The 11,600-nt window shown below is 70.0% G+C and carries 6 protein-coding genes; 2 read left to right on the top strand and 4 right to left on the bottom strand.

Annotation, left to right across the window (positions count from 1 at the left end; genetic code table 11):
* Window positions 1-3: 3 nt before the first annotated feature.
* Window positions 4-2,757 (top strand): ATP-binding protein, encoded by a 2,754-nt coding sequence (locus ACH4YL_RS10685; protein WP_398506800.1) that lies wholly within the window; start codon window positions 4-6, stop codon window positions 2,755-2,757.
* On the opposite strand, the gene ACH4YL_RS10690 is transcribed toward ACH4YL_RS10685, so the two are convergent.
* From ACH4YL_RS10690 to ACH4YL_RS10705, 4 genes are all read right to left on the bottom strand, one after another.
* Window positions 2,657-5,521, bottom strand: a complete 2,865-nt coding sequence (locus tag ACH4YL_RS10690) for an NHLP bacteriocin export ABC transporter permease/ATPase subunit (protein WP_398506801.1) — start codon at window positions 5,519-5,521, stop codon at window positions 2,657-2,659. The genes ACH4YL_RS10685 and ACH4YL_RS10690 overlap by 101 nt on opposite strands.
* Before the next feature lies 1 nt (window position 5,522).
* The gene (locus ACH4YL_RS10695; RefSeq protein WP_398507326.1) at window positions 5,523-7,763 is read right to left on the bottom strand and encodes an NHLP family bacteriocin export ABC transporter peptidase/permease/ATPase subunit; all 2,241 of its coding nucleotides are present in this window, start codon (window positions 7,761-7,763) and stop codon (window positions 5,523-5,525) included.
* A gap of 35 nt (window positions 7,764-7,798) precedes the next feature.
* Entirely contained in the window at window positions 7,799-8,605 is an 807-nt protein-coding gene (locus ACH4YL_RS10700; protein ID WP_398506802.1) for an HlyD family efflux transporter periplasmic adaptor subunit, read from the bottom strand.
* Window positions 8,606-8,818: 213 nt separating this feature from the next.
* Entirely contained in the window at window positions 8,819-9,055 is a 237-nt protein-coding gene (locus ACH4YL_RS10705; RefSeq protein WP_398506804.1) for a type A2 lantipeptide, read from the bottom strand.
* A gap of 668 nt (window positions 9,056-9,723) precedes the next feature.
* On the opposite strand from ACH4YL_RS10705, the gene ACH4YL_RS10710 reads away from it, so the two are divergent.
* Complete coding sequence (locus tag ACH4YL_RS10710; RefSeq protein WP_398507327.1) at window positions 9,724-11,595, top strand: cellulase family glycosylhydrolase; 1,872 nt, start codon at window positions 9,724-9,726, stop codon at window positions 11,593-11,595.
* Window positions 11,596-11,600: the final 5 nt, after the last annotated feature.

The following is an 11,600-nucleotide window of genomic DNA, read 5'->3' on the forward strand; positions in this document are numbered from 1 at the left end:
AACATGGGACGCGGGAAACTTCGGATCTATCTCGGCGCGGCGCCGGGCGTCGGCAAGACGTACGCCATGCTGTCCGAGGCGCATCGGCGCGTGGAGCGCGGCACGGACTGTGTCGTGGCGTTCGTGGAGCACCACGGGCGGCCGCGCACGGAAGTGATGCTGCACGGCCTGGAGCAGATCCATCGCCGTGAAATCGAGTACCGGGACGCGGTGTTCACCGAGATGGACCCGGACGCCGTGCTCGCACGAAATCCCGCCGTGGCCCTGGTGGACGAGCTCGCGCACACCAATGTGCCGGGCTCGCGCAACACCAAGCGCTGGCAGGACGTCGAGGAACTGCTGGCCGCCGGGATCGACGTCATATCGACCGTCAACATCCAGCACCTGGAGTCGCTCGGCGACGTGGTCGAGTCGATCACCGGCGTACGGCAGCGGGAGACCGTGCCGGACGAGGTGGTCCGGCGGGCCGACCAGATCGAGCTCGTCGACATGTCGCCACAGGCGCTGCGACGGCGGATGGCGCACGGCAACATCTACAAGCCGGACAAGGTCGACGCCGCACTCTCCAACTACTTCCGGCCCGGCAACCTGACCGCACTGCGCGAACTGGCGCTGCTGTGGACGGCGGACCGGGTCGACGAATATCTCCAGGAGTACCGGACCGAGCACAGCGTCTCCACCATCTGGGGCTCGCGCGAGCGCATCGTCGTCGGCCTCACCGGCGGACCCGAGGGCCGCACGCTGATCCGCCGGGCCGCGCGGCTCGCGGAGAAGGGCGCGGGCGGCGAAGTGCTCGCCGTCTACATCTCCCGCAGCGACGGACTGACGTCCGCGTCGCCCAAGGAACTCGCCGTCCAGCGGACTCTGGTCGAGGACCTCGGCGGCACCTTCCACCATGTCATCGGCGACGATGTCCCGGCGTCCCTGCTGGAGTTCGCCCGTGGCGTCAACGCCACCCAGATCGTGCTCGGAGTCAGCCGCCGGCGCTCGTGGCAGTACGCCTTCGGCCCCGGCGTCAGCTCCACCGTCGCCCGCGAGTCGGGCCCGGACCTCGACGTGCACATCGTCACGCACGACGAGGCTGCCAAGGGCCGCGGACTGCCGGTCCCGCGCGGCGCGCGGCTCGGCCGCTCGCGGATCATCTGGGGCTGGCTGGTGGGCATCGCTGGGCCCGCCCTGCTGACGCTGCTGCTGGACAGGCTGGTTCCGGAAGTCGGGCTCGCCAACGACATGCTGCTCTTCCTGACGCTGACGGTCGCCGCCGCCATGCTCGGAGGGCTGCTGCCCGCGCTGGCTTCCGCGGCCGTCGGCTCGCTGCTGCTCAACTACTTCTTCACGCCGCCGATCCACGAACTCACCATCGCCGACCCGAAGAACATGGTCGCGCTCGCGATCTTCATCGGCGTGGCTTTCGCGGTGGCGTCGGTGGTCGACCTGGCGGCCCGGCGTACGCATCAGGCGGCGCGGCTGCGTGCCGAGTCGGAGATCCTGTCCTTCCTGGCCGGCAGTGTGCTGCGCGGCGAGACGACGCTGGACGCCCTGCTCGAACGGGTCCGCGAGACCTTCGGCATGGAGTCCGTGGCCCTGCTGGAACGGAACAGCGACGTCGACCCGTGGACCTGCGCGGGCAGCGTCGGACCGAGTCCGGTCGCACGTCCCGAGGACGCGGACGTCGACATGCCGGTCGGCGACCACATGGCGCTCGCGCTCTCCGGCCGGGTGCTGCCCGCCGAAGACCGGCGTGTGCTCGGGGCGTTCGCGGCTCAGGCCGCGGTCGTGCTGGACCGGCAGCGGCTGGTCGGCGTGGCGGAGGAGGCGCGTAAGCAGTCGGAGGGCAACAAGATCCGTACGTCGCTGCTGGCGGCGGTCAGTCACGATCTGCGCACCCCGCTGGCCGCCATCAAGGCCTCGGTCTCCTCGCTGCGCTCCGACGACGTCGCCTGGTCCGAGGAGGACCAGGCGGAGCTCCTCGAAAGCATCGAGGAGGGCACGGACCGCCTGGATCACCTGGTGGGCAATCTGCTCGACATGTCGAGGCTGCAGACCGGCACGGTCACTCCGCTGTTCCGCGAGACCGATCTGGACGAGGTGGTGCCGATGGCACTCGTCGGCGTGCCCGAGGACAGTGTCGAGCTGGACATCCCGGAGATCCTTCCGATGGTCGAGATCGACAGGGGTCTGCTGGAGCGGGCCGTCGCCAACATCGTCGAGAACGCGGTCAAGTACAGCCCCGACGGCGAGCCGGTCCTGGTGTCGGCGAGCACGATCGGCGACCGGGTGGAGGTCCGTGTCATCGACCGTGGGCCGGGCGTCCCGGACGAGGTCAAGGAGCGGATCTTCGAACCGTTCCAGCGCTTCGGCGACGCGCCGCGCGGCAACGGGGTCGGCCTCGGCCTCGCGGTCGCCCGCGGCTTCGTCGAGGCGATGGGAGGCACGATCGCGGCGGAGGACACTCCGGGCGGTGGCCTCACCATGGTGCTCACACTGAAGGCGGTCCCGACGCCCGTCTCGGACCCGGCGCCACCGGGCCCCGAACTCCCGGCCTCGCCAACCTCCCAGCGACCCCAAGCCCCGACCCCTGAACGCCCTTCGCCCGCGCGGGGTTTCGGGGCTCCGCCGGATCCCGCGATGCGGGGTCCGGGGCCGAGCCCCGGGGTCATGTCAGTTGACGGCGCACCAGGTCGTGCAGATGGCCGCCCGGATGCGCCAGCAGGTCCGCCGGGCGGCCCTCCTCGACGACCCGGCCGTCCGACATGACGATCACGCGGTCCGCGTCCATGACCGTCGACAGGCGGTGTGCGATCACGATGCGGCTGGCGCTCAGCCGGCGGGTGCTGTCGATCACGGTGCGCTGGGTCTCGTTGTCCAGCGCACTCGTCGCCTCGTCGAAGAAGAGGATGCGCGGGCGGCGGATCAGCGCCTGCGCGATCATCAGCCGCTGCCGCTGTCCGCCGGAGATCGCGCCGCCGCCGGCGATCATGGTGTGCAGGCCCATCGGCATCCGCTTGATGTCCTCGGCCAGGCCCGCCATCTCCGCGGCCTCCCACACTTCTTCCTGGGAGAAGGTCTCCGCCCCGCTGATGCAGTCCAGGATCGATCCGGTGAGCGGCTGCGCGTTCTGCAGCACGACGCCGCACTGACGCCGTACGGCCGCCTGGTCGAGCGCGGTCAGATCCTGGCCGTCGTACAGCACGCTGCCCGAGACCGGCCGGTCGAAGCCGATGAGCAGCCGCAGCAGCGTCGACTTGCCGCAGCCGCTGGGGCCCACGACCGCCACGAACTCGCCGGGACGCACATGCAGCGACACGTCGTCGAGGACCAGCGGGCCCTCGTCGCCGTAGCGGAACGAGAGCTTTCGGGCCTCGATGGCGCCGGACAGCACGCCCGGCTGCGCACTGGAGCCGCGGACTTCCGGCTGCTCGTCCAGGACCGGTTTGATCTGCTCGAACATCGGCAGCGCCGCGGCCACCGACACCAGTGCGCCGGTCACTTGGGTGACCGAGGCGAGCAGCAGGGTCACCGAGGTGTTGAAGGTCAGGAACTCGCCCGCTGTCATCGTGCCGCGCGCCGGACCGGCCAGCAGCATGAACATGATCAGCGAACAGAGCGGCAGATAGACCGAGTCGAGCACGGTCGTCAGATTCTTGATCCGGCCGGCCCGCTGCTGCAGCTCCCGGGAGCGCGCGAACTCCCGTGCCCACGCGGCGTACGCGAAGCTCTCGGCGGCCGCGACCCGCAGCTTCGGCAGTCCGCGCAGGGTCTGGAACGCCTGGTTGTTGAGCTTGTTGCCGAGTTCGACCAGCTCCCGCTGCCAGCGCAGCTGCCACAGCCCCATCCCGAGGAACACCGCTCCGATGACGGCCAGCATGCCGATCGCGGCCAGCGCGAGCGGCACGCTGAAGACGAGCAGCAGGATCACGTTCATCACACCGACGGTGCTTGCCTGCAGGGCCACCGGACCGAGGCCGGAAAGCACCCGGCGCACCGCGCTGACGCCCATCGCCGCGCTGGCCAGTTCGCCGGTGGAGCGTTCGGTGAAGAACTTCGTCGGCAACCGCAGCAGCCGGTCCCACACGGCCGGTTGCAGCGCGCTCTCGATGCGCCCCTCCATCCGCAGCACCGTGAGGTTCTGCAGCAGCATGAATGCCGCGGAGACGACACCGGCGATCATCACGGCCAGCGAGATCTGGACGATCAGGCTCCGTTGGGCCGTCGGCACCAGCACACCGAGGACCTGACCGGTGGCGATCGGCACCAGCGCGCCGAGCCCGACCGTCACCAGCGTGCCGACGGCCAGATTCCGCAGATCCGTCCGGGTGCCGCGGAGGCTGAAGCGCAGCAGCCGCCAAGGCGTCAGCGGCTTCTCCGGCAGCGGACGGTAGAACATCACGGCACGCGAGTCGAACTCCTCCGCGTTCTCCTCGCCGATGCGCAGCCGCAGACCCGACGCCGGGTTCACCGCCTCGTACCCGCCGCGCCGCCAGAGCAGCGAGACCGGCGCCTGGGACTTGGCCCAATGGCCCACCAGCGGGCCGGAGTTCGTGCGCCACCAGCGGCCGTCGAGCCGCACCGGACGGGTCCGGATCCGTGAATGCACGGCGACCCGCTCCACCGCGCTGACCCGTTCGTCGACCGCGCCGCCCTTCGGCGGCTCGGAGAGCGTGATCCCGGCCGCCTCGGCGACCCGGCGGCACACTGCGAACGTGGCGTCGTCGGCCGCCGTGTCGCGGCCCGCCGCCACCCGTCCGGCCCGGTCGCGGCCGATGGAGGCGATCAGCGCCTGGTCCGCCCGTGCCCGTACGGCCTCACCGGCGCGGATGCCGGCGGCCGTACGGTCCTCGTGCGCGCGCTCCAGTTGTTCGATCCAGCGGTCCACCGCGGAGAGCAGCCGGTACTGCTGGTTGACCATCTGCTGCCACATCGCGGCGTCGACCAGCAGGTCGCCGGCCGCGTCGGCGCTGTAGACCGCGCCGTACTGCACGCTGCCCGGAGAGACCGGCATCCAGAGGATGTCGTCGTCGGCGACGGCCATGTCCTCCGTCGGACGGCCGTTGAGCGCGGCCTCGAAGAGGACGCCGAGACCGCGTCCGGTGCCGAGCGCGTAGGCGTGCTCCAGCGGGGTCGGCGGGGTGCCGTCCTGACCGGTGTAGCCGTACTGCGGGTATCCGTGGTCGGCGTACTGGTGCTCAGGGGGCCGGTACAGCTCCCGCAGCTGGATCCTGCGCAGCAGGCAGTCCTGCGAGGGCCTGCCGAGCAGCGTGTGCTGCGGCCCCTCGACCGGGCCGAGCAGCAGCGTCCCGGCCTCAAGACGGCCGAGGAAGTGCCAGTGCCCCTCCGAAACGGCGTCGACGGCGAACACGTCGAGCGAGCCGGCCGCGACGAGCCACAGCACATGCGGACCCTCCAGCGGCACACTGCGCAGACCGGCGCAGTCGATCGGATGGCCGAGGCCGCCGAGGTGATGGGTCACCGGATCGGCCTCGCCGGGCCCCGCGACCGCGGACTGGGGTACGGACGACACGTCAGTGCTCCTTGACCAGCTCGGCGTACGCGCCCCGGGCCGCGACCAGTTCCTCGTGCCGGCCGCGTTCGACGACCGTTCCGTGGTCGAGGACGACGATCTCGTCGCTGTCGCGGACCGTGCTCAGCCGGTGCGCGATCACCACGCACGCACAGCCGCGCCGCCGCAGGTTGTCGATGATGGTCTGCTCGGTCTGCGCGTCCAGAGCGCTGGTCACCTCGTCGAGCACGAGGATGCTGGGCCGTCGCACGAGCGCCCGGGCGATCTCCAGACGCTGGCGCTGGCCGCCGGAGAAGTTGCGGCCGTCCTGTTCGACGCGGCTGTGGATGCCGTCCGGCCGGCGCCCGATCACGTCGTACAGAGCGGCGTCCTGGAGCGCGGTCACGACGGCGTCGTCCGTTATGGACGGGTCCCACAGAGCCACGTTGTCGCGGACCGTGCCTTCGAAGAGGAAGACGTCCTGGTCGACGAAGGAGACCGAGGCGGCGAGCGCGCTGCGCGGAATGTCCTCGAGCCGCTGTCCGTCGATCCGGATCGTGCCTTCCCAGGGGCTGTACAGTCCGGCGATCAGCCGCGAGACGGTGGACTTGCCGCTGCCGGAGCCGCCGACGAGCGCGACCTGCCGGCCCGGCCCGACCGTCAGCGAGAAGCCGCTGAGCAGAGGCTTGTCCAGCGGGCTGTAGCCGAACGTGATGTTCTCCAGCGTCACATGGCCCTTGAGCCTGCGGGTGCTCGGGTCCGGCTGCTGACGCGAGTACAGCTCGTCGACGGGGAAGTTCTCCACATCCTTGAGCCGTGCCACGTCGGCGGCGAAGTCCTGGATGCGCCCGGCGACGCCGTTGAGCCGGGTGATCGGCGCGGTGAAGCGGGTCACCAGCGCCTGGAAGGCGACGAGCAGACCGATCGAGATATGTCCTTCGACCGCTCGCATTCCGCCGATCCACAGGATCAGCGCGCTGTTCAGCGTCGCGAGCGTGGGCGCGACGACGGCCAGCCATGCGCTCGGCACGCCGAGCTTCTGCTGTTCCTCCAGCGTGGTCGCGTGCTGGCCGGCCCAGCGGCGGAAGTAGCCGTTCTCGCCGCCGGTGGCCTTCATGGTCTCGATCAGCTGGAGACCGGTGTACGAGGTGTTGGTGAGCCGGGCGCTGTCGGCGCGCAGCTTCTGCGTGTGGGTGGCGCGCAGCCGGATGACGATGCGCATCGCAACGACGTTGAGGAGGGCGATTCCCACGCCGATGACAGTGAGTTGAGGATCGTAGGTCCACAGCAGCACCGCGTAGAGGATGACGACCACGCCGTCCACGCCCGCCGCGGCAAGGTCCCGCGCCAGCGTCTCGGCCACCGCGTCGTTGGACTGCAGCCGCTGCACCAGATCGGCCGGGCTGCGCTGCGCGAAGAAGGTGACCGGCAGTCTCAGCAGATGCCGCAGAAAGCGTGCGCTGCCGAGGGTGGAGGAGATGATCCGGCCGCGCAGCAGGTTCGCCTGTTGCAGACCGGTCAGCACGGCGGTCAGCGCCACCATGGCGGCCATCGACGCGAACAGCGGCCCCAGCAGCGAGGTCTGGGAGCCGATCAGGAACATGTCGATGTATGTGCGGCTCAGCGCGGGCACCGCCGCGCCGACCGCGACCAGCAGCAGGCTGGCGATCAGCGCGGCCAGCAGTGTGCCGGTCGTGCCGCGCAGCCGCGCCGGGACGGCGCCCGCGATGCCCGGCTTGCGGCCGCCGCGGCGGAAGGCGTCGGTGGGCTCGAAGACCAGGACGACACCGGTGAAGCTGGTGTCGAAGTCCTCCATCGCCACGAAGCGACGGCCCTTGTCCGGGTCGTTGATGTAGACGCCGCGGCGGCCGAGCCGGCGGCCCATGCCGTCGTAGACGACGTAGTGGTTGAACTCCCAGAACAGGATCGCCGGCGCCTGCACCTCGGCCAGGGCGGCGACTTCCATCTGCATGCCCTTGGCCTGGAGTCCGTAACTCCGCGCGGCCTTGAGAAGGTTGCTGGCCCGCGAGCCGTCGCGGGACACGCCGCAGTCGATGCGCAGCTCCTCGAGCGGCACATGGCGGCCGTAGTGCGCGAGCACCATGGCGAGCGAGGCGGCGCCGCACTCCAGCGCCTCCATCTGGAGGATGGTGGGCGTACGGACGGACGCGCGCTTCTTGGGCTTCGGCTTCGGCGGACGGCCGCGCCCGTGTCCCTTCGGCGCGGTTTCCGGGCGATGGCGGCGGCGGCCCGGCGGCGGCAACTGCTGCTGCCTCGACGCGGATCTGCTCGGGGCGGTCACGGCAGCAGCCAATCGATCGGATGCTGTTCGTCGAGCCGGATGGCGGCGCTCGTCGGTGTCATGGAGTCGATCTCGAACGGCGGGCCGTCCGACGACGACCAGCGGTAGCCGGACTTCGTGCCCGACGACACCTCGAGCCGGACCAGCACCGACACGGGCTGTCCGTCCTTGGAGAACTGTTCGCCGAGCTGGCTGCTGCCGAGGAAGCCGGTGATGCGCTGCCGCGGCTGGGCGGTCCTGCCGACGGCCTTGACCCGGCCGCGGAGCACTCCGTACTGCTGGGTCGGCACCGACTGGACGGTGAGGTCGACGTGCGCACCCACCGGCACGGACGCTCCCTTGTCGGCGGGCACATAGATCATGGCCATCAGTGGATCGTCGGCCTTGCCGATGCGTTCGACGGCGGCCACATCGGCTCCGGTGGTGATCACGGAGCCGATGGTGGCGACGAGGGCGGTGAGCCGGCCCGCGGCGATGGTGCGGACGACGGCGTTGCCCTCGGCGGTACGGACCTTCACCAGAGGGGCGTTGGCGGACACCCGCTCGCCTTCCTCGGCGAGTACCTCGGTGACCTGGCCCGAGACCGGGCTCTGCAGGACGTAGCTGCCTTGTGCGTGGGTGAGGACGCCGGGCGCGTCGAGTGTGGAGGAGACGGAGCCGGTGACCGCCCAGAAAGCGGCGGCGACCATGACGACGACCGTCACCGTCATCACGAGCAGGCCCTGCGGCCGGGCGAAACGCACCGGCAGATCGATTTCCTCCGGCGACTGCAGCTTGGAAAGGGCCTGTTGGCGAAATTGCACGACACTCTTCCCTCTACTGCCCTTTGCTCCTGCGCAAACTGCGCTGTTCAGTCATGGACGACGCGTCGCCCGCGGTGGGGCACGGGCAACGGCCGCATTGCCCCGGAACCTGGACGGATCCGGGGCAACACGGCCCGGCGATCGGCAAGGAGGGGTCGCCGACGGCCGTCATCGACCGGTCGCTGCGCCGCCGTGTGGCGGCACACGGCCGAATCAGAGACCGGCGACCAGGCCCGTCACGCCGGCGGTGTTCAGGCCGGTGAGGCCCTCGACCGTGCCGACGACCGAGCCGGCCGTGCCGGAGGCGGCGGCGACAACGCCGGAGACCGGGACAACCGAGTCGAGGGTGCCGAGGACGGCGCCCGCCGCCTGGCCCACCAGGCCACCGGACACGTTGTCCAGGTCGGCGTCGGAGATTTCCTGGGTCTCAACCTGGGGGGTGTAGTTCATGATGTGAGCTTCCCTTCGCATGGATATCTCGAAATGGCCGCGACCGAGCCATTTGATGAGCGTCCGGCCGCGACAAGCGGTCGTCGGATGCCCGAAATACGGGAACCCTTGGTGCGACTCCCGCGGTGCGAAGGATCAAAGCACGCAGGTGTGTTGCTCAGCCAATCGGACGGCATTCGAACAGGCTCGTACAAGGGGCCTGGATTACCCGGACGTGCATGAGTGTCCATGAGTTGCAAGCAGCTTCTTCACGTGTGTGCACGGCTCGATCACCGCATGTCAGCGCTGCTTGGGCGGCGAACTGGACATTAACTCACCAAAGTCCTGCGGGTTTGGGCCGTGCCGGGCCCGACTCGAAAGGCAGTGCGGGACGCGGTGTGACGCCTGCGTATTCAGTGTGCAGATTCGCCGGAGAACGCCAAGTGTTTCGGCAATATGTCGGCCGGTGTAGCAGGGCGTAATCGGGGGGCTATTGCGGGCTACCGTCGGGCCGTTCAGGGGTGCACATAGAGGCATAACGGAGTTGCGCCGGACGAGCACCGGAATGTCGAGTTCCGGTGGATACCTCGGTTACCTGCGGATAGTGCGGACTTTGGTGCACTCGGAGTCGATCACGGTGCAGCCGTTGACAGTCTGACGGTCTGTCAGGAAACGTGATGGGCATGGGCATGTCGAAGGTGCGCGCGCATCTCATCGGTCTCCTCGTCCTTGTGACGGCGTCTCTGACCACGGGAGGCGCGCCGTCCGCCGTGGCGCCCGCACCCGACTCCCTCTGGTTCGACGAGCAGGCAGCGGCTGCCTTCACGGTCGAGGGCGGCCGGTTCACCGACGGCCTCGGCCGCGAGGTGGTCCTGCGGGGATACAACGTCTCCGGCGAGACCAAGCTGGAGGAGAACGGCGGACTGCCTTTCGCGTCCGTCGCCGACGCCGAGAAGTCCGCGACCGCGCTGCGTGCGCTCGGCGGCGGCAACACCGTCCGCTTCCTGCTGTCATGGGCCCACGCCGAACCCGTGCGCGGGCAGGTCGACCGCACCTATCTCGCGGCCGCCACCGCACAGCTGCGTGCCTTCCTCAAGGCAGGAATCCGGGTCTATCCCGACTTCCACCAGGACCTCTACTCCCGGCACCTGTTCAACCAGGGCAGTTGGTACACCGGCGACGGCGCTCCCAAGTGGGCGGTCGACGCCGGCGGCTACCCCAAGGAATCGTGCGGGATCTGCCTGTTCTGGGGCCAGAACATCACCCAGAACGAGGCCGTGAAACGCGCGACGTACGACTTCTGGCACAACAGAGGCGGCGTCCAGGACGCCTTCCTCGCGACCGCCCAGACCACCATGACGTACCTCGCCGAGCACCTCAGCGGCGCGGAGTTCGCGGCGGTCGCCGGATTCGACCCGTACAACGAACCGCACGCGGGCTCGTACGACTCCGGCCAGTCCAGCCGGGCCTGGGAGCGCGAGCTGCTCTGGCCCTTCTATGAGAAGTTCCGCGCCCGCATGGACGCGGCCGGCTGGCAGAACAAGCCCGCCTTCGTCGAACCGAACCTCTTCTGGAACGCCAACCTCTCCTTCCAGAAGCAGGAGGGCGGCCTGCTCGACGCGGGCACGGCGCTCGGCCCGCGCTACGTCTTCAACACCCACTTCTACGACCAGAAGGCCATCTCCGGCGTCTTCATGTGGGGCAAGGCCGCCGACGGCCAGTACGCGGGTGACTTCGGCACGGTCCGCGACCGCGCGGCGGGAGCGGGTACGGCAGCCATCGTCAGCGAGTTCGGCCACCCGCTGGCCGGGAGCGTCTCCGACAAGGCTCCGACCGTCGGCAAGGCGATGTACCAGGCCCTGGACTCCCGCCTGCCGGGCGCCGTTTGGTGGTCCCGCCCTCAGGACTCGGGACCGGTGCTGTCCGGCACGCAGTGGCAGTGGGACATCTACAACGGCCGCCACCACGAGCTGATGAACGGCAACCCCGACAAGGTCCTGACCGCCGCCGACGCCTGGAACGACGAAGACCTCTCCGCCGTCCGCCTCGACGACTCGGGCACGGCGGTGCTGCGCCAGGACGCGCGGCTGCTGGACCGCCTGTACCCGAGCGCCACGGCCGGCCACGCCTTGGCCTTCACCTACGAGGACCGCTCACGCGACGGCTCGACCACGCTCACCTGGAATCCCGTGCCCACGTCGCTCCCTCGGGTCGCCGAGCTCGTCGGCTCGGGCCAGTACGGCCTCCTCGTATGGCGCTCGGACGGCACCGCGGCCCCCACCGAGGTGCATCTGCCCGCGTCCTTCGGCACTGCTCGTACGACGGTGGTCTCCGACCTCGGCGCGATCACCGGACCGCCCGCGTACGCACAGTCGACACCGATCGCCGTCGCCCCCGAGCCGGGCGGGACGGGCAGCCGCCGCCTCCTGCTCACCACACAGAACGCGGGCGGCGTGCACTACGCGCTGGTGACGAACGGCGCGACGGATCCGTCGGCCGCCCTGCTGAAGGGCGCCCAGGACGAACTCGCCGCGTGGGCGGCGGGGCGGACGTGGTCCTGACGACA

This window comes from Streptomyces sp. NPDC020681 (assembly GCF_044334895.1).
GTDB lineage: Bacteria > Actinomycetota > Actinomycetes > Streptomycetales > Streptomycetaceae > Streptomyces.